At 59.4% G+C, this 18,024-nt stretch carries 16 protein-coding genes, 1 tRNA gene and 1 pseudogene; 6 read left to right on the forward strand and 12 right to left on the reverse strand.

Going from position 1 to position 18,024, the window contains the following annotated elements; translation table 11 throughout:
- Positions 1-17: 17 nt before the first annotated feature.
- From STE01S_RS10530 to ftsE, 4 genes are read right to left on the reverse strand one after another with little or no spacing between them, the layout of a single operon-like run.
- A complete protein-coding gene (locus tag STE01S_RS10530) occupies positions 18-749 on the reverse strand; it encodes a lysophospholipid acyltransferase family protein (RefSeq protein WP_003042413.1) in 732 nt (243 codons plus the stop codon).
- The gene (locus STE01S_RS10535) at positions 746-1,276 is read right to left on the reverse strand and encodes a YdcF family protein (RefSeq protein ID WP_003042416.1); all 531 of its coding nucleotides are present in this window, start codon (positions 1,274-1,276) and stop codon (positions 746-748) included. Before STE01S_RS10535 ends, STE01S_RS10530 begins: the two co-directional genes overlap by 4 nt.
- A complete protein-coding gene (locus STE01S_RS10540) occupies positions 1,273-2,178 on the reverse strand; it encodes a cell division protein FtsX (RefSeq protein WP_062767537.1) in 906 nt (301 codons plus the stop codon). Before STE01S_RS10540 ends, STE01S_RS10535 begins: the two co-directional genes overlap by 4 nt.
- A 12-nt stretch (positions 2,179-2,190) precedes the next feature.
- Positions 2,191-2,919 (reverse strand): cell division ATP-binding protein FtsE, encoded by a 729-nt coding sequence (gene ftsE, locus STE01S_RS10545; protein WP_058810882.1) that lies wholly within the window; start codon positions 2,917-2,919, stop codon positions 2,191-2,193.
- 205 nt (positions 2,920-3,124) lie between these two features.
- Here ftsE and STE01S_RS10550 point away from each other — a divergent pair, with 205 nt between their 5' ends.
- The gene (locus STE01S_RS10550) at positions 3,125-3,922 is read left to right on the forward strand and encodes a zinc-ribbon domain-containing protein (protein WP_062767539.1); all 798 of its coding nucleotides are present in this window, start codon (positions 3,125-3,127) and stop codon (positions 3,920-3,922) included.
- A gap of 31 nt (positions 3,923-3,953) precedes the next feature.
- Here the strand turns inward: STE01S_RS10550 and STE01S_RS10555 are convergent, their stop codons facing one another.
- A complete protein-coding gene (locus tag STE01S_RS10555) occupies positions 3,954-5,018 on the reverse strand; it encodes a YeiH family protein (protein ID WP_058810884.1) in 1,065 nt (354 codons plus the stop codon).
- 118 nt (positions 5,019-5,136) lie between these two features.
- Here STE01S_RS10555 and STE01S_RS10560 point away from each other — a divergent pair.
- Positions 5,137-5,213: transfer RNA gene (locus STE01S_RS10560), tRNA-Arg, on the forward strand.
- 541 nt (positions 5,214-5,754) lie between these two features.
- Here STE01S_RS10560 and STE01S_RS21020 read toward each other — a convergent pair.
- The 6 genes and pseudogenes from STE01S_RS21020 to STE01S_RS10595 form a co-directional block, all read right to left on the reverse strand.
- A pseudogene (locus tag STE01S_RS21020) lies at positions 5,755-6,729 on the reverse strand (recombinase family protein); the annotation flags it as partial.
- The gene (locus STE01S_RS10575; RefSeq protein ID WP_062767545.1) at positions 6,726-7,046 is read right to left on the reverse strand and encodes a hypothetical protein; all 321 of its coding nucleotides are present in this window, start codon (positions 7,044-7,046) and stop codon (positions 6,726-6,728) included. The pseudogene STE01S_RS21020 and the gene STE01S_RS10575, both read right to left, overlap by 4 nt.
- 165 nt (positions 7,047-7,211) lie before the next feature.
- On the reverse strand, positions 7,212-7,553 hold the full coding sequence (locus tag STE01S_RS10580) for a hypothetical protein (protein ID WP_062767547.1): 342 nt from the start codon (positions 7,551-7,553) through the stop codon (positions 7,212-7,214).
- Positions 7,546-9,090, reverse strand: a complete 1,545-nt coding sequence (locus STE01S_RS10585) for a type IV secretory system conjugative DNA transfer family protein (protein ID WP_082813303.1) — start codon at positions 9,088-9,090, stop codon at positions 7,546-7,548. The genes STE01S_RS10580 and STE01S_RS10585 overlap by 8 nt, the downstream gene beginning before the upstream one ends.
- Positions 9,087-9,839, reverse strand: a complete 753-nt coding sequence (locus tag STE01S_RS10590; RefSeq protein WP_062767551.1) for a hypothetical protein — start codon at positions 9,837-9,839, stop codon at positions 9,087-9,089. Before STE01S_RS10590 ends, STE01S_RS10585 begins: the two co-directional genes overlap by 4 nt.
- Before the next feature lie 70 nt (positions 9,840-9,909).
- The gene (locus tag STE01S_RS10595) at positions 9,910-10,344 is read right to left on the reverse strand and encodes a hypothetical protein (RefSeq protein WP_062767553.1); all 435 of its coding nucleotides are present in this window, start codon (positions 10,342-10,344) and stop codon (positions 9,910-9,912) included.
- 229 nt (positions 10,345-10,573) lie between these two features.
- Here STE01S_RS10595 and STE01S_RS10600 point away from each other — a divergent pair, with 229 nt between their 5' ends.
- A complete protein-coding gene (locus STE01S_RS10600; RefSeq protein WP_062767555.1) occupies positions 10,574-11,761 on the forward strand; it encodes a leucine-rich repeat domain-containing protein in 1,188 nt (395 codons plus the stop codon).
- Positions 11,762-12,026: 265 nt separating this feature from the next.
- The gene (locus STE01S_RS10605) at positions 12,027-12,410 is read left to right on the forward strand and encodes a hypothetical protein (RefSeq protein ID WP_062767557.1); all 384 of its coding nucleotides are present in this window, start codon (positions 12,027-12,029) and stop codon (positions 12,408-12,410) included.
- Positions 12,411-12,470: 60 nt separating this feature from the next.
- Here STE01S_RS10605 and STE01S_RS10610 read toward each other — a convergent pair whose 3' ends face one another.
- Positions 12,471-13,628, reverse strand: a complete 1,158-nt coding sequence (locus STE01S_RS10610) for a hypothetical protein (protein ID WP_062767558.1) — start codon at positions 13,626-13,628, stop codon at positions 12,471-12,473.
- Positions 13,629-14,413: 785 nt separating this feature from the next.
- Here STE01S_RS10610 and STE01S_RS10615 point away from each other — a divergent pair.
- Entirely contained in the window at positions 14,414-17,191 is a 2,778-nt protein-coding gene (locus STE01S_RS10615) for a class I SAM-dependent DNA methyltransferase (RefSeq protein WP_062767560.1), read from the forward strand.
- On the forward strand, positions 17,188-18,024 hold the full coding sequence (locus STE01S_RS10620) for a hypothetical protein (RefSeq protein WP_162928251.1): 837 nt from the start codon (positions 17,188-17,190) through the stop codon (positions 18,022-18,024). Before STE01S_RS10615 ends, STE01S_RS10620 begins: the two co-directional genes overlap by 4 nt.

Consider the following 18,024-nt stretch of genomic DNA (forward strand, 5'->3'; position numbering starts at 1 on the left):
GGCGACGACCGTTATTCCTATTGCTCGGCCGGCCTTTCCAGCAGTGCTTCGGGCGGGTTGAGCGCGTTGATCGCGCGCCAGACGCGTTCTTCGGCTTCCTCGCGCGGCAGGCCGGCGGGGATGGTGTCGCCGATGCGATAGGTGATGGTTCCCGGCCATTTGACCCAGCGGTGCGGCGGATAGGCGATGCCGCTGTTGACCGCGACGGGGATCACGGGGACGCCCAGCATGCGATAGACACCCGCGAAGCCCGACCGCAGCGGCGGCGCCTTGCCGTGCGGCACGCGCGTGCCTTCGGCGAACAGCACCAGCGGGCGACCGATCGCAAGCGCCGCCTTGGCCGCGTTCAGCATCGCGCGCATCGCCTTGCCGCCGCCGTCGCGGTCGACCGGGATCAGCCCGTAAAAGCGCGCCGCCTGTCCCCAGACGGGGATCGAGAATAATTGTTCCTTGGCGAACACCGCGGGCCATTTGAACAGCATCGGCTGTTCGATCGTCTCGAACGCGCCCTCATGCTTGAAGACATAGAGGACGGGGATGTCGGGCATCTCGCCCTCGACGATCACGCGGTGCCCCAGGATGAAGCGGCAGATCAGCCGGTGGAACTTCGCCCAGGTGCGCACGAACCCGCGCGTCGCATGGTGCGAGATCGGCAGCGTGACGATCGCGCCGATCGAGCAGATGCTGCTCATCAGGACGAAGGCGATCCAGAACAGGATCGAACGCACCAAGGCGATCGGATAGCTCACAGCCCGAGCAGGCCGCCCGCCAGACCGGCCAGATATTTGTGATATTCGCGAAACAGCGTCGAAAAGCTCGGCTGGCTGCGCACCGCATCGGGAAGGATCGTCACCTTCTTGTCCATCGCGCGGCCGAGTTCATATTCGGCGCGGCGCATGTGCCAGTCGGTGGTGACAAGCCGGATGCTCTTGTAGTTGCGCCGCGCAACCCAGCTCGCGACCTCGGTCGCGTTCGAGCGTGTATCCTCGGCTTCGAAGCCCAGCGCGACACAGCAATCGAACAGCTTTTGCGGTCGTTTATATTCGGCAGCGAGTTCCTTCGGCTTCACTTCGCGCGCGACGCCGCTGATCAGGAGCCGCTTGGCGCGCCCCGCCTCGAGCAGTTCCAGCCCGCGGTCGATCCGGCCGGGGCCGCCGGTCAGCACGACGATCGCGTCGGTCGTCTGGTCGCCCGCGGGCAGCGGCAAGAGCAGCGCGAACCACGCGAAGCCCAGCACCCAGGCCAGGAACAGGAGAGAGATCAGCCGTTTGATCATAATATCTTCTTGAGCGCGGCGAGCAGGGTCTGCCGCGCCGTCAGTGCCGCGAGCGCGATAGCCAATAGCGGCAGCGCCAGCAAGAGCGCCCAGCCGATCGGCCCGAGCGACGCGGTCGCGGCAAGTCCCGATGTCACGCGCGACCATTGCCAGCCGATCAGCAGCAGGATGGCGGCGGCCACCGCTGTGCCGAGCGCGACACCATAAGCCGTATCGATCGTGATGCGGCGCTGGAACAGGCGGGCGATCTGCTGGTCGGTCGCGCCGATCAGGTGCAGCATCTCGATCGTCGCATAATGGGTGCCCAGCGCGGCACGTGCCGTCATGATGACCACCGCGGCGTTGGCGAGCGTCATCAGGATAACGAGACCGCCCGCGATCCAGGCGAGCGAGCGGATCAACCGCGCGACGGGGCCGAGCCAATCGGCATGCGGGATGACGCGCGCGCCCGGTGCCTCGCGGGCGACGAGCGCACGCAACTGGCCCATATGGCCCGACCGATCCTCGCCGACGAAATCGACATCGACGAGCGCCGGCATCGGCAGCGAGCGCAGCACCGGATCGTCGCCGTCGGCGGTGCCGAACCATTGGCCGAGCGTCGCCTGCAACTCGGCCGGATCGACCGCGCGCGCCGATCGCACGAACGGTTGTGCAGCCGCCGCGCGGCGCAGCGCCGCCGCCTGCTCTGCGCGCAGCACGGGATTGGCGGTAACGATCTGCACCGTGACGCGCCCCGCAATTGCCTCGCCGATCGCATCCGCCGACCGCGCAAGGCCGACGCCGCCCGCGGCGGCCAGCAGGGTGAGCATCATCAGGATCGCGATGACCCACGGTGTCGGGCCCGACAGGCGGCGATCGGGAAGCAGGCGGCGATGCTGGACGGGAACGCGCGCGAAGATCATCGGCCTTCCATCCTAGGCGCGGTTCGGCGGATAGCGCAGCGCGCCGGTGGGATCGGACAGCCGCCCCTTTTCGAGCCGCATCATCTGGGCATTGTCGATGCGGCTGATCAGGTGGATGTCGTGGGTCGCGACGACGACCGTGGTGCCGAGGCGGTTGAGCGCCTCGAACAAGCCCAGCAGGCGCATCGCCATCTCGGGATCGACGTTACCCGTCGGTTCGTCGGCGACGAGCAGTTGCGGGCGGGCGATCACCGCGCGCGCGATCGCGACCCGCTGTTGCTCGCCGCCCGACAGCGTCGGCGGAAAGGCGTGCGCGCGTTCGCTCAGCCCGATCCAGCTCAGCATCTCGCCCACCGGGCCCGACAGATCCTCCTCGCTGACCCCGGCGATGCGCAGCGGCAGCGCGATATTGTCGCGCGCGCTCAAATGTGGGATCAGCCGGAAGTCCTGGAACACGACGCCGATGCGGCGGCGAAAGCCGGGCAGGCGCTGGCGCGGCATCGTCCCCAGATCCTCGCCGAACAGGCGCACGATGCCGCGGCTCGGCCGCTGCGCGAGGTAAAGCATCTTGAGCAGCGAGGTCTTGCCCGCGCCCGACGCGCCGGTCAGGAAATAGAAGCTGCCCGGCTGAAGGTTGAAACTGATGTCGGACAATGTCTCGGCATCGGGCCCGTAACGCAGGCCGACGCCGTCGAATTCGACCATTGCGCCGCCGGGTCGGCCGGGGGCGGTCGCCGTCATGACGCCACCATCGCGTGCCGCGATGCGCCTTGGTGCCGGTCGAAAAGGGGCGCCCCGCCGCTCATGTCGCTGCCTGTCGCACGGCTGTTTCGCGAGGACAAGCGCCAAGCGTCGGCTTTTCGACCGGCGCCCGCCATGTCTTGCCGGCACACCCGGCGCACGCGGCGCTTGCAACACCGCGGATCAGCGTGTTTAGAGAGACCCCATGATCCTGTCCTGCCCGTCCTGCCATACGCGCTATGTCGTCCCCGACACGGCGATCGGACCCAATGGCCGAACGGTGCGCTGTGCCAGTTGCCGTCATAGCTGGTTCCAGGAACCCGCTGCAGCGGCCCCGGCGGCGCCCGTGCCTGCAGCGCCGCCGGACCCGGAGCCGGTTTCGGCGCCCGAGGCCGCGCCTTCCGCCCCCGCGTCTGTATCCGCCGCGCCCGCAGTCGATCGCGAACCGGCCGCGCCGCCCATGGTCGAAGAGTCCGCGCCGCCGCCGCCGCAGGCCTTTGCGGTGACCGAGGCCGAGCCGCGCGTCATTCCGGCCAGCGAGGCCGAGCCGCCGCTGCCCTTCCGCCGCGCCCGGCGCAATCCCGCCAAGCGCTGGACGATGATTGCCGCTGCCGCCGCGCTGCTGATGATCGGCGCGACCGGGGCGTTGTACTGGTTCGGCCTGCCCGGCTGGGCGCAGGGTCTAGGCATTCCGGGGATGGCCGACGAACCCGATCTGGTGATCGAGCTGCCGCCCAATCAGGATCACCGCGAACTGCCCGACGGCACCATCTATTTCGCGGCGAGCGGGGTCATCATCAACCCGACCGATCGCGAACAGCGCGTGCCGCCGATCCTCGCCGAACTGCGCGATGCGCAGGGGACGATCGTCTATAGCTGGACGATCAAGCCGCCGGTGCGGATGCTGCCGCCGAACGAAAAGGTCAATTTTAGCGAGGCGAAGCTCGATATTCCGCGCCGCGCGACGCAGTTGACCGTCAGCTGGGCGCTCCCGAAAGGCTGAGCCTCAGCTACACCGCCGTGACGTCACGGCGTCACAGGCTGACGGCGGCGGCAAGCGACAGCAGAAAGCTGGTCAGCGTTGCGACGATGATCGGCGCGAAGCTGCGCCATCCCTGATCGAGCAGCAGCGCAAGCCGTGCCTTCATCGCCGTCGCGACGATCGCGAGCAATAGCAGCGCCTGCGCCCCGGTCGCCGCCGCGCCCTGCACCGGCTTCGGAATCGCGACGATCGAATTGATCGCGGCGATCAGCAGAAAGCCGGTGATGAACCACGGCAGGCGCAGCGGGATCTTGCGCTTTCCGGCGGGCGCGTCGCCGGCGCGGCCGAGCCACATGGCGACCAGCATCAGCATCGGGGCGAGCAGTGCGACGCGCGTCAGCTTGACGATCGTCGCGACCTCGCCCGCCTGCGGCGAGAAGGAAAATCCGCCGCCGATCGCCTGCGCGACGTCGTGGATCGACGCGCCGATCAGAAAGCCGGCCTGCGTGTCGGTCAGGCCGATTTCGGCGGCGAGAATGGGATAGAGCGACATGGCCAGCGCGCTCGCGACCGTGATCCCGACCAGCGTCAGCGTGAAGCGCGCCTGGTCGACGCGCTTGTCGCCGATCAGCGAATAGAGCGCGAGCGCCGCCGACGCACCGCAGATGGCGGTCGCGCCGCCCGCGAGCAGCGCGGCGTGGCTGTCCTGCCGGAACAGCCGCGCGCTCGCGACGGTGATCAGGATGACCGCGAGCATGATGACGACGAGCAGCGCAAAGGGAAGCGGACCCAGTTCGACGAGCTGTTCGGCGGTAATCCGGGCGCCGACGAGGACGATGCCGATCCGCAGCGCGGTCTGCGACATCAGGTCGAGCCCGGCGTGGGTGCGCTTGTCCTGCGACAGAAAACTCATCGCGAGGCCGATGAGCAGCCCCATCAGAACAAGCGGGGCGCCATAATGATCGGCGAGCCACGCAGCGGCGAGCGCCGCGATCGCGGTCGCAAAGGCGCCGGGGAAATAATCGTGCCACCGCCGCGCGGCCGGCGGCGTCGTTTCGAGTTGCAGTTCGCCATAAAGATCGGCGGCCATCGGCCAGCCCTGGTTCGTATCCGCCATCACCGTCCCCGCAGCGGCCGCCGCATCGCGACCCCGACGCCGCTTCGCATATCCGCGCCGCGCGGTCGATAGGCCATTGCTGGCAAGCGAAGCTCTTGCTAGAGGCCGCGCTCTACCGGCACCCGTAGCTCAGCTGGATAGAGCGCTGCCCTCCGAAGGCAGAGGTCACAGGTTCGAATCCTGTCGGGTGCGCCATTTCCATTTTTGGGTTGTTCAAGTCGAATAACATCTTGAATGGAAAGGATAATTCGGTGTTTCGAACGGCTCCTTTTGGGTCATAGACCAAATGCTTCGGAAAGGTGAGCCTGAGGGCCATCTTCTTCTCCGCAAGTGATCCATTCTTCCAAAGATTCCAAGGGCTTGCGAGAAACGCCAAGGCGTTTCGAAAGCTTTCGTCAAAGTCCCGCTTCGGCTGCGCTGCGCGAGCCATTTTGTCCTTCAAAAGCAGCTTCGTGCTTTCCAATTCCGCGATACGATTCTCGTATGCGCTGATCACCGTCGGGCTTTCAGCCTCGACGATCCGGTCAAGCAACTGCTTCACCTTGCGCTCGATTTCAGCGAGTTCCTTCTCAATCGCCTTGCGCGATTGATCGGCATTCATCGCCTGCTTGTTCCAGTGATTCCGGAACGCAGCAGCAGCCAGCTCGACCAGCTCTTTCGCCGGAGTGACAGAACGAAGAAGGGCTTCGAATGCGCCTTCCACTTTCTCCCGTGCATACGACTTGCCGCGAAGATCGCAGGCGCGCTGGCGGCAGAGGTAATACGGATAGGCCGCACCCTGTCTGCCCTTGCTGTAATTCGCTGTCAGAGGATTGCCGCATGACGGGCAGCAGATATGACCGCGAAGCGGGAAGTCCGCGCTCACATCGGCGCGGACGGCACCACGCGCTTTGCCCTTCAAGCGATCCTGAATCTCGTTGAACGTCTCGATGGAGATCAGCGGCTCGTGCTTGCCGAGGCGCGGTGCGACATTCCACGATGGAACATGCACAATCCCCGCATAGATCGGGTTCGTGAGTATCTGCTTCACGCGTTCATTAGATACCGAGCCATTCGCCATCTTCGGGACGGACGGCTGCGCTTCAAGGAAGCGCATCACTTCGGCTTGCGATGCAAACCGACCACTCGCAAATCCTTCGAGTGCTTCACGAAGCACCGAGGCGAGCGGTTCATTATGGACGAGCACTTTGCCGCCGCTGGAATGACGCGCATACCGGTAGCCCCAAACAGCCTGGAATACCCAGAAACCTTGCTGAACACGTGCTGTCATGCGGTTGAGCGTTTGCTCTGCATTCTTTTGCCGCGCGTGCTGACTGACACACGCGAGCAAATTCTCGACCAGCTTGCTGTCTGAGTCTTCGCCAAACTCGATTGACGGAGATTCTAGCGATGCGCCCGTAGCGCCGATATCTGCACGAAGCTGCAAATGCGCTTCGATGCCGCGCGCAAGGCGTGAGATATCGTCGATCACGACGACGTGAGAATGCTTGCGCGTCGAGCGCAAGAATTTGATCATCGCGTCCATACCTGGACGCTTGACCAAACTTCCCGACATATCGTCTTTGAATACCTCGACGACCTCATAGCCCTTGTGCTCGCAATAGCTGCGGCAGCGTTGCTCTTGTGAGGATAGGCCGTCAGTTCTGATTGTCTGCTGCGCAGATGATACGCGGCAATAGATAACGGCTTTCTTTGAATTTATGTCTGTCATGGCGCAATTTCCGGTTTGTTATGTTTTGTGATCGCGCCCTCATGACTGAGGTCAACAAGCATGGCGTTGCCAAGAGCTCTTATGTTACCATCTTCACGGCCATTTTGTGAAGAGTCCGAAGCTCCCTTTTCAAGAGCAAGCTCAGTGGGATCGAGACCCCAATCGGCAGCGGCAAACGCTGCCATGATGCTGTCAACGACTTGGATCGCCTCGTCTTTCTCGGCGTCCGTCATTCCTTCGATAGTCGCGACAATCGCGCGATATCCTTCGAGTTCCTCAGGTGTAATTCCGACAATCTCGTTCATCACAATCACCATCGCGCACGCTCGATGGCGAGCGGCCTGATGGGAATTCTGCGTGTCTGGTCAGAACAACGTGGGGGAAACTCGCGCAGAACACGCTTAGTTTGCGACCACATTATAATATAATCATAGCATGAATTGAACAAAAATTACAAGCTTTTCCGCAGAATTCTGCGGTTTCTATCGTTCCAGCCCGCGATCCTTGCTCATCATCTTGTCGCCTACTTCGCGAATTTTGTTCACGCGGCCTTGATGATCGTAGCGCACCCACTGTTTTGCAGCCCGCCACATTCGATCTTGCGGATTCTCAGTGGCGTAGGATGGCTTCAACTCCGGCGATGCGCCTTGCTTCGTCAGCAGGTCACGATAGCGAGCCTGCGTCAACGCAGGCTCGCACTTCTCGAAGCGCTCATTCATGCGCCGAATTGCGCCTTGAACGCGGACCTGAACGGCCCAATCGCGAAACGACATATTTGCGGCTTTGGAGAAACGCCGCGACAGCGCACCGCTTTTGTCATCCATCGCCCAATCCCTTGTGCAGATCGCGCACGTCGCGCACTTGTGTTCGCCACGGATCAACGGTGAAGTAGGGAACCGCATCGCTGATCAGCAGATGCGGCATCGATGCCACGCGGATGACCTGGCGCGTGGGGCCAAGTGCGATCACATCGCCCGCTTGAAGCACAGGCCGCTTCGTTTCCGAGAGATTGGCATTCGCCGTTTGAATGACACCGCCATTGTGACTGACACCACCTTGCAGGATGGTTTTCGTCCCCGACCACAGCTCGATGTCTTTCAAGAGATCAGGCTCCCACACCGATTTCATGGTGATGATGCCGACCTGATCTTCGATGTCTTTGACTTGCTCCTTCGACCATTGCGACGTGAGCGAGTTCCGACCTTGTGCGAAGAACCAGTAGCTCACGCCGAGGCCCCGATAGAGCCGCAGCGAGCGCAGGATGCTGGGCACGCGCGGCAGGTTCGCGAATTCATCGACAATGAAGGTTGTGCGCACCGGCCCGCGCGCCGCTGCGATCACTTCTGTCATCATCGCAATCAGCATCGAGACCCACGCTTTCGCGACATCGATGCGATTGGCAGGAAGGATGATAAAGATCGTCATCTTCTCGCGCTTGGCGCGCGTCAGATCGATATCGTGCGATGCGCAGGCATTGCCGAGCGACTTCCCAGGCTCGAATGCCGAGAGAGCCGATGCAGCTTCGCTGCGAATGGCCTCCCACTGCTTTTCCGCATTCACGCGCATCGATGCGAAGGCCTGTGCACGGCGCGCGATGGATTCGACGGACGACGACGCCATCATCGAAAATTCCATCGCGAAATGTTCGTCATCGCCATGCAGGAATGTCCACACGTCAGGCAGCGTGCATTGCTCGCGCATTTCATGCGCGAGATATTCAGCGCGCAGCGAACAAAGTTGGATTGCACCTTTGCGCACCCATGCGTTGTCACCATCACGCACGGGCGCAGGCATGACGATCTCGAAGATCGCTTCGGCTTCGCCATCCGGCGAGCCGCCAGCTTCGACCACTTCAATCAGCCGGAAGAGCGGATTCACATTCGTGTTCGGATAGCCGTGCAGGCCATAAGGATTGAAGTAGATGACCTCAGTGCCAAGCGTATCACGCCGATGCGCCGCACTGGAAAATGCTAGCTCACCGTCTTTGGCATCCACGACGACCAGCGTTCGATCATTCGAATGCGCGAGGTTCGGCTGGATCAGAGTTGTCCCCTTACCGCCGCCAGCACGATTGTAGGTGAGGAGGGACTCCTCGCCATTGTGAAAGATGAAGTGACCGAATGCGCCGAAGGCTCCGAGGAAGAGACCGGTGCTGTTCAGCAGCCCAGCCTTTTTGCAGTCCTCCAAATTACCAAGCCGCCCGTCGCCAAATGCGCCGGACGGCTCCGCAGTTGCCATCGCATCTTCTAGTTCTTCAGCTCGCTCGCGTGATCGACGTGCGTTGTCAGCCTCAGTCCAACCACGATGGAGCGCGAAGCCGCGCTCCATCCAGTTCAAAAAGCTCCCGCCGTGTCGCATCATCGTCCCTCCTGCATGAAGCGCGGCGGGGGCGGCAGATCGATTGGCGGCAAAGCATCGATGCGCTGACGAAGTGCATCTTCACTCGGCAGTGCGTTCACATAGCCAGTGAGATCGACATTGGCGCTCGTGACCGCCGCATCTTCGAGACGACCGCTCGCGATGCCGCGTTGACGTTCCGCTTCCGCGAGAACGGTGTCACCCGACCCAGGTTCAAGCCAGTTGAGCACAGTGCCCAATGCTTCAGCACCATTGGCAAGGCCGACATTTGCGCCACTTGCCTGAGCTGATTGTCCCATCTGCCGTTCGACATAGGCACCGCGCAGGCGATTGTTTGCTTCGACCTGCAACTGATTCAAAGCGACGGCCGCCTTATAGGCTTCGAGATACCCTTCGACGATTCGGGTATATTGCGCGTTGCGCTGCTCATAAGCCGCGCGCACCGCGTTCACATAGGCCTGCACTTCAGCATCGACCGCGCCTTCGTTTTCTTTCACTTCGCCAGCGACATCGCCGATATATTCGCCCGTGAAATCCTGAGGCCGATAACCTTCTGGCGCGAAGCGCACGGCGGCGAAGAAGATACCGCCGCAAATGATCACCGTAATTGCGGTGTTTGCGGCAGCCGGAATACGAAATTTGCGTTTGCGCCGTTTCGATTCAACACGCGGCGCAGCCGCGTGAATTACTTCCGTCCCGACCTGGCGCGCAGCGCCATCGTCATAGTCGAGCTTGTATTGAACGTCAGACATGAATTGTCCTCCATCGCGGGATTGCGATGGAGGACAGACATCATTGAACGGAGCGCGCGGTGGGGCAAACTCAGTTCAGAACACTTTTTGCAGCAGCAGGATCATGCGCTGCAAGCGCGATCCACAAAAGCTTGATGCGCGCTGCAATCTTCGGCGAGGCGGCGAGCCGACGAGGGCGCACACGCCCGCCGAGAAAATCGCCTGCCCATGACGCCGAATAATCATCACCGAAAATTCCATCGACATCGACGCGCAGCAGATCAATTTCAATTCCATCGTGATCGATCACGACAGCCTCGCAGCCGATGATCCGATCATAGACCCAATCAACCAGACGCCGCCGAGAGATACGCGGCTGAATTCGCGCATACTCAATCGCAAGATTGAAGATCGTGAAAGCCTCGCGCAGTATCGCAGGGCTTGGAACATAGATGATATCAGGTCCGCGTGAGCCGTTACGGTCATTGCAACGGCATTCGCCGCCAAAAGAATTTTGAGTGGTCATCACTCTCGCTCCTCATGTCTTGTGGGGAGCGGCCGCGCTTGGTTCTCCCAAGCCCTGATCAGTGATTTCTAAATGCCAGATGGGGGAAACTCAGTCCTCCGGACTGTCTCCGGAGAATTTCCGGAGATTTTGCACGCGACTCCGGAGCGCAGCCGGAGCGCGACGCACAAGTGCGCTTCACAATCGCCTCGACTGAATCTACGTCTCAGTCGGAGCAGGTGAAGGCGAAATGGATTACAGCGATTTCAAGAAGCTAAGTGGAATTTTGCGGGCGGACCTTCACGCCGCCCGTGAAGCCAAGGCGCAAACTTCAGCCTGCTTGTTCCAGATGATCCAAGCCTTTCAGGATTATTCGGCGCGCGAGCGCCCCGAGAAGTACAAATCCTTTGTCGAGTTTGCGGAGGCCTATCGCCCGATTTATCAGGTTGCCTTCCCGTCAGACATGGCAACTGCTCGCGCACAGGTTGGCCGCAAATGCGAGGATGCGAAGAAATCGCACGCAGGCGACTTCGTTGCGCTGATGCTTTTCTACCAATGGACCCGCACGCGCAGTCAGTTCCAGGAGTTCATGGAAAGCGCGCGCGATCTCGATCCGTTTGTGACCCACTTCCTCAAGGGCAAGGAGGGACGCGAGAACGCATCGAAGCGCGGCGTAATGAAGCGCATCGATATCAATGCGCGCGTGCCGATCAATCTAATCGATTGGGAGATCGCCAATCGCCGCGTCGAGCAGGAAAAGAAGGAGCGCAGCAACAAGCTCAGCTTCTACAATTTGTTCATCGACTCTGTTCCCGATCAGGCGATGCAGTTTGAAGGCCTCACGCATCTCAGCGTTTGCTCCACGCTTGTCACGACCGTTGAACCGTTCGGCGTTCTCAAAAAATTGCAGGTTCTCGATTGCAGCTACATCCAGCTCGACAGCCTGAATGGCCTGAGCGTCAGTAACCTTGAGCAGCTCTTTTGTGGCGTTACGAACGTGCAGGACATCGCAGTGCTGCAAGACGCGCACAAATTGCAGCGTCTTTATATGGGCAGCACCGATATCGCTGACCTGACACCGTTGCGGAATTGTCCCGACCTCTTTTTCCTGAGCTGCGAGGACACTCTCATCTCGTCCCTCGACGGCTTGGAAAATTGCAACAAACTGACTTACATCGATTGCTCTGACACAGCCATTCGCACCCTCGATCCGATTGCTGGTTTGCCGAACCTGGAGGATGTCATTCTCAACGGCTGCCACATCGATGCGTCGCTGGAGCGACTGTGCAGCATCCCAACCTTGAAGAAGCTGATCTTCTATCAGGGCACCGCCGATGGTGTTCCCGCTGATATTCTCAGCCGTGAATCGTATGAGAATTGTCTCTCGCGCCTGCGCGAGTTTTACCGGCAACGGCGCAAGCTCATGTCGAACGAGTGAAGGCGGGATTTCTCAACTTCATCGTGTGAGGCACGTGCCGATCAAACCTGTGGTCATTCCTTTTCGCGTGAATGCATGAGCACAATCGCGAGCTGAATTGTTCCGACCATTGCACCCGTCCGCTTCGCTAATGCCCGCAAGCCCCAGCCCGCACCACTCAGGCAAAGCCTGACCGTGTAGGGGCATTGCTGGCGCAAATCGGCGTGTGCCGCCTGTCTCCATCAGCCGCGCGAATTGTCCTGCGGCATAACGAAAGGAGACCATCATGGGACTTGATATGTATGCCCACTCAATGCCGAAGGACGATAATCGTCCGCCCGTCGATTTCGACGTGGAAGGCTTACACCTCGATAACACGCCGCGCATTCACTACTGGCGCAAACATCCCAACCTTCACGGTTGGATGGCTGGACGCTACTATGAGAAGGGCGGCACCGATGACGATTTCAACGTCAACACGGTAGAGCTGACGCCGGAGGATATCGATGAGCTTGAGCGCACGATCCTTGAAAATCGCCTGCCTGATACGTCCGGCTTTTTCTTCGGCGCGACGACCGGCGAAGAACGCGATGACGATCTCGAATTCATCCGCAAATGCCGCGAGGAGTTCGCGAAAGGTCGCACGATTGCCTACTACGCATGGTGGTGACACCAAAACGCGAGGCGATGTCAGCATCGCCTCGCGCTAGATTTTGCCGATCATGGCTGGTTACGCGTCGCTCTTCGACGCGCGACGCTTGTATTGCCGTTTAGGTCGCACTGCGATTTCCGGCGCGCCGACCAGAGCAGGCAGTGGAGCAGGTGCGGCAGGTACGCGCGGCGCATAGGCGCGCTCAGTCATCGACATACCGAGCACGATAACTGCGAGCGGTATCAGTTCGATGATCGCGCCAATCGCAAGAGCACTCATCGTGGCATCGGGGTACATCCCCAAATAGGCAATGTTCGAGACGACCGGAATTCCAGGGAGAGGACGCTCTTTCATCGCTGCGATATCGTCGAGACCTTCGACAAGGGCATCTGCGATGCCGTCGAAGTTTTGCGTGATCGCGTTGGCCGCTGCGACCGGTAGGCCAGCCGCGTGCCAATCTTTGGTCAGCGACTCCGACGCTGCAATCAGCGTCTCGGCGGCAAGTGCATCATTGATGCCGCGCATGACACGCTGCCATTCGTCAGCGAGTTTGCGTGCATCGACCATCTTTTTGCGACGATCATTTTCCGAATCGATCACGCGCCGCAGATCGATCAGAATTCGATCTGCACGCGCAAATTGGCGGACAAGATATGCGCGATTTGCATAGATTGAATTACGCGCACTTTTGCACCCGTCGGCGATGTTGCGAAGCGTGATCGCCACGCGGCCTACATCGCCGCCTTCGCGGCTGAATGCACCGGTTGCGCTCTCCTGATTGCTCATCGCATCGCCGACATTTTCACAGTCGATCAGAAACGATTCGCGATTTTCAATCGTCGCAACAGCCGTTCTGCGCATTTGGGTTTCAGTTTTGAATTCCTGGTGAGCATATTCCAAATGTGCGCGTTCACCAGCCGGTGCACCGAGCACAGATGCAGCCGCCAGCAACAGCAAGGCAGCAATCGCGGAATAGCCACCGAAGAAGCCGACCTTGGCAATTCGCCGCTGCGAAGATGGCAGCGTCGGAATGTGCCGGATCGCGATGTAGCTCAGCGCGCTGAGACCAATCGAAATCGCGACCACCGCGAGCGCGGTTTCAAACCACGCGAGCGGCGTCATCCCGCCCGATGACGACACGAGTTCGCTGATCCACACGCCTGCCATGCAGGCAGAGATGAAGTGCAGAATAAAATTCACGATCAGCAAAGCGGATATGTTTGGTTGCTTGTCCATGGTGACGGACTCCTTTCCGCCGCCGATTTGCTACCAACCAGATTGCCTAATGGGGCAAACTCGGCCAAGCATGAGCGAAGGCCGCAATCCGCGAGGAGTGCCAGCCGCTCCGAGCACAAATCCAGCTTGTCGGTTCTACCGACTCCGCAATAGCCAGATTACGCCTTAGCGTGATCCGCAAGGTGTCGATGGTAGTACCATCGCAACCTTGGCAAGGGGCACCCGCTGCGCGTGCCCCGTTGCATCCCCTCCGGCAAACCGGCCTCTCCGAATCTCCATCCGCTTGCCCAGATGCCTGCGATGCAGGCAGGGCAACGCTTGCGGAGATCATCGAAGCCGGTGCAACGAATGGCCGTTGCATCACCAGTCAGGCGGAGCGTTCCAGCTCCCCCGACACCCCCATGACCGAGGGGAGACTTCGCTCTCCCCTGGACCCCATCGCCCAACCCTATGCGGATTGGATGCACACCATCGTAGTCGCCGATGGACCGCGAGCAGGGGCGAGCCTGCCCCTTGCAACCCAGCTTCCGTAAGTTCTGTTGATCGCTAAACTTTTCCGCCTCTTTCTGCTTGGCGATTTGTGTATCCATTGGCTACACTCACCACCATGTCAGGGAAGGACTCCGGCTTTCGCATCCGCGTTGAACGCGAACTTCGCGAGAAGTTTCTAGCTGCGTGTCGAAAGCAAGACCGTCCCGCCGCGCAGGTGCTCCGCGAATTTATGCGGTCATTCGTCGCTGACACCGATCAACCAGACTGAGGGCGGAAGGGAGCCGTCGCGAAACATGAACGCTGTTGAGATCGAAGAGGCAGTAACGGAATTGGCGGAACGTCCGTTCGATCGAGCGGAGTTTCCGTTTCAGTTCCTTGAGGCGTTCGGCAACAAACCGGCGACGATCAAGCGTCTTCGCGACGGTCACAGCAACAGCTCCGATCTTGGCGGCGTCCTTCAACGCAGCAACATCCACATCGCTGTTGCTGAGAAGGGCGATGTGACCGCGACACTTGCCGCGCTAAAAGCCAGCCCCGCGACCTCCAAAGCGAAAGCACAATTCGTGCTCGCCACCGACGGCGATATGTTCGAAGCCGAGGATATCGAGTCCGGCGAAACGGTTGCCTGCACCTTTGCCGAGTTCCCCGAGCATTTCGGTTTCTTCCTCCCATTGGCGGGCATCAGCACCGTCAAACAGGTGCGTGATAGCGCGTTCGACATTCGCGCTACCAGCCGCCTCAATCGACTCTACGTTGAGCTGCTGAAAGACAATCCCGAGTGGAGCAAGGCCGACCGCCGTCCCGACATGAACCACTTCATGGCGCGGCTGATCTTTTGCTTCTTCGCGGAAGACACCGACATCTTCAACGGCACCGGCCTGTTCACCGCGACGGTGGATCAGATGAGCGAGAAGGACGCGTCGAACACTCATGAGGTGATCGCAGAAATCTTCCGCGCGATGAACACGCGGATTAGTGACCGGCAGGCCTCAGTTATTCGCTCCTGGGCGAACGTGTTTCCCTATGTGAACGGTGGGTTGTTTTCTGGGAGCCTTGAGGTTCCACGTTTCAGCCGCATCGCGCGATCCTACCTACTACACATCGGCAGCCTGAAATGGACGCAGATCAATCCCGACATTTTCGGATCGATGATTCAGGCTGTTGCCGATGATGAAGAGCGCGGCGCGCTGGGTATGCACTACACGAGCCGACCGAATATTCTGAAGGTGCTCGATCCGCTTTTTCTCGACAGTCTGCGCGAGCAGCTTGAAGAGGCAGGTGACAGTCCTCGAAAGCTTCTCAATCTCCGGAATCGAATGGCGCGCATCCGCGTGTTCGATCCTGCCTGCGGCAGCGGTAACTTCCTTGTTATCGCCTACAAGGAAATGCGGGAGATCGAGGCAGAGATCAATCGGCGGCGTGGTGAGGAGGGCCGCGTATCTGATATACCGCTTACCAATTTTCGCGGTATCGAACTGCGAGATTTTCCGGCTGAGATTGCACGGCTCGCGCTTATCATCGCCGAGTTCCAGTGCGACACGCTCTATCGCGGGCAGAAGTTAGCGCTAGCGGAATTTTTGCCGCTCAATGCAGAAAACTGGATCACTTGTGGCAATGCGCTGCGCCTTGATTGGCTGAGCATTTGTCCGCCAACGGGAATCGGCGTTAAGCTGGTTGGCGATGACCTGTTTTCGACACCACTCGATCAAGCGCAGATCGACTTTGAGAATGAAGGCGGCGAGACATACATTTGCGGCAACCCGCCTTACATCGGCAGCAGTTTGCAATCAGAAGATCAGAAAACTGATCTCCACGATATATTCTCATCAATTACATCTTCGTGGAAGAACCTTGATTATATAGCCGGATGGTTCTTTAAGGCCGCCGCATATTCTGCATCAGTGTCCTGCGAATTTGCATTCGTTAGCACAAACTCTGTTTGCCAAGGGCAACAAGTCCCATTGCTATGGCCGCTTCTTATACAACGAGGGCTGAGAATAAGGTTCGCGCATCTGTCCTTTAAGTGGTCGAATCTAGCGTCACACAATGCAGGTGTGACAGTGGTAATCATTGGCCTAACTGCGACGTTAGGCAGGAATGCGATCCTGTTTTCAATGGATAAGGACGGCATATCAGCGAGACGAGAAGTCGATAACATTAACCCATATCTCGTTTCAGGGCCACCAATCGTAGTCGAGGGACAATCCAAACCTCCGGTCGGATTGGGCATAATGTATAAAGGAAATATGCCGTCAGACGGTGGATTTTTGGTGTTGGAAGCTTCCGAGCGCGCATCAATCCTTTCGACCCACCCGGAGGCCTCAAAATTCATTCGGCCTTATGTTGGTTCCAGAGACTTCATCCGTGGCGAGTTACGATATTGTCTCTGGATCGAAAACGGGGAGGTTGCCGAGGCTCAAGCAATTGCGGCAATTAGCGAGCGACTTGAGAGCGTGCGCAGGTTTCGTGCCTCAGCCAAAGCACCGACAACGCGACCTCATGCTCAGACGCCGCACAAATTTATTCAAATTCAATCTATCGCCAAACAACATTCGATCATTATTCCAAGACATACATCGGAGCGGCGGGAATATCTGCCCTTTGGGCTTCTTGATGAATCTGCAATTGTTTCCGATGCTGCCCTTGCGATTTACGATGCGCCGAGCTGGAACATGGCGATCATCGCTTCAAGGCTTCACCTGGTTTGGATTTCAACCGTTTGCGGCAAGATCAAGACCGATTTCCGCTATTCGAATACACTCGGATGGAATGCCTTTCCGCTTCCGACCCTGACGGAAAAAAACAGGGATGATCTGACACGTTGCGCTGAAGATATTCTGTTGGCTCGGGAGGCGCATTTCCCTTCAACCATCGCCGATCTTTACGATTCCGAAGCTATGCCCGACGACCTGCGCGAAGCGCATGAACGGAACGACGAGGTGTTGGAACGAATCTATATTGGAAGGCGGTTCAAGAACGACACCGAACGACTCGAAAAGTTGTTCGAGCTTTACACCAAGATGACCGCAGGCGCGGGTGGCGCGAAGAAGCGCAAGGCAGGGGCAGCATGAGCAGCCTTACCGACACCGAGAAGCGATATTTTGAAAACCTGCTCGGGATGGGTAGCGGTTACGTCCTTGACTACACCGATCAGACCTTTGCGGAGTTCTTCAAAAGTCACCGCGTCGCGATCCACGACGCCAGATATCAAACCTACGGCAGCTCCAAGGCCAAGAAGCTGCGATCATTCTGGGAGCAAGAGCCAGATGCACTTGTCGGGAAAGTGCTATCCGAATTGCTCGATACGAGCGAGGCCATAGGCGCGCTCAATGGTCAGCAATCCGATGACGCCGTTCTCGCCAAAGCGCGCAGCATCGTTGCACGGCTTGAGGGTAAGTCCGCGTCATCGCCAAAACCCGCCGCGCAGACTGTCGATGACTTTCTGCACAACGAGTTCATCATTCCCAATATCCAGAAACTTCCTATCGAAGCCCAAGCAGTTCCAATCATTGAAAGCCGTTTGAAAGAAGCTCGCACTGCAATTGCCGCTGGAGCCTATCTATCGACCATCTTCCTATGCGGTAGCGTCCTTGAGGCCGTGTTGCTTGGGGCAGCGCAAAAGGAACCCGCTCGATTTAATCGTGCGTCGTCTAGCCCGAAGGGGTCAGATGGAACCGCCCGCCGTTTCCATGAATGGTCACTGTCGCAGTTGATCGACGTTGCGAGCGAGATCGGATTGTTCAAGCCTGACGTGAAAAAATTCAGTCACGGGCTACGTGATTTCCGCAACTACATCCACCCCTATGAGCAGATGGCGTCTGGGTTCACCCCAGACCAACACACAGCGAAGGTCTGTTTCCAGGTGCTAAAGGCGGCTCTCGCGAGCATTGCAGGGGAGCGCTGA

Source organism: Sphingopyxis terrae subsp. terrae NBRC 15098, from assembly GCF_001598815.1.
Classification (GTDB): Bacteria; Pseudomonadota; Alphaproteobacteria; order Sphingomonadales; family Sphingomonadaceae; genus Sphingopyxis; species Sphingopyxis terrae.